Genomic DNA, 976 nt, shown 5'->3' with positions numbered 1-976 from the left:
AGACGTCTCTTGACGAGGAGGAAGAGGTGCTCAGAAAACCGGTTAAGCCAAAACCAAAATAAAACCGATGGTTTCAAGTGAGTTTTGGTTTATACTCAAAAGTTGTTCTAAGTCCGACAGGCTCCTAGAGTATGTTGCTCCGACATCACTGGTGTAACTATCCGTCTGAGCTGCATTACCTGCCAGATTACGGATAAATCCCGATGCCACTTCAATTTCATCATTACTGTCATCATCACCGGTATTGATTCGAATCTCGCTAGCCTTTTCTTGAGTAAGTTCTATGACTAACTGATTATCATCTATTATCTGGGCGGAGAGTATATCGTCTTCTGTGATCAAGATTGAGAGCGCGCCATCGACGTTATAGCTAAGCTTATCCCAGTCAAGAGTAGAGCGGAGATCGGTGTCTGCAGCACTGGCATCACCTACAAGGATGTCATGGAACAGGGCACCAGTAAGTAACAGTTGTTTGGTTTCAGATGAATAATCAGCATTTGTAATGGTGGTTTCTGGTAACACTTCTGCATAGGCCAGTTCAACGTCACCAATAATACCTTCGGTGCCATCGGATTTAGTGTAAGTGGTTTTACCGTGGACTATTGAACCATCGGAAAGTATCTGTTGCTGGCCATCGGATACGACGGATATCTCTTCAATACCTGCCTCAGCCAGAGTAATGACTTCTCCTTCATCAGCAATGCCATTCTGATTTTTGTCCTGAAAAATCAGAATGTTCTTAAAATTCTCGTCTTCCTTATTCAATACGCCATCGTTATTGCTGTCGTAGAGTGTTGCCAGCGCTTCCAGGTCGGTGTCGTGCTCTTCGGTTTGCTGGGCGATAAACAGTTCGTCCATTGAAGATAGCGTGCCATCTCCATCGAGGTCGGTGATGATAAAGCCATCGTCACCACTAACCCATGCGGTTTTTTCCTGATAACCATCACCATCACCATCACCATCACCATCACCATCA

Annotated in this window: 1 protein-coding gene; it reads right to left on the bottom strand. The window is 44.8% G+C overall.

What is annotated here, in order from left to right:
- Positions 1-42: 42 nt before the first annotated feature.
- Positions 43-976, bottom strand: a 934-nt coding sequence (locus tag AKL11_RS03385; protein ID WP_216636750.1) for an SPM autocatalytic domain-containing protein, incomplete at its 5' end; no start/stop codon positions are given.

The organism is Endozoicomonas ascidiicola, from assembly GCF_001646945.1.
Classification (GTDB): domain Bacteria; phylum Pseudomonadota; class Gammaproteobacteria; order Pseudomonadales; family Endozoicomonadaceae; genus Endozoicomonas; species Endozoicomonas ascidiicola.
Note: the sequence above shows the minus strand (reverse complement) of the source record. Positions and strands in the feature narration are given on the sequence as shown.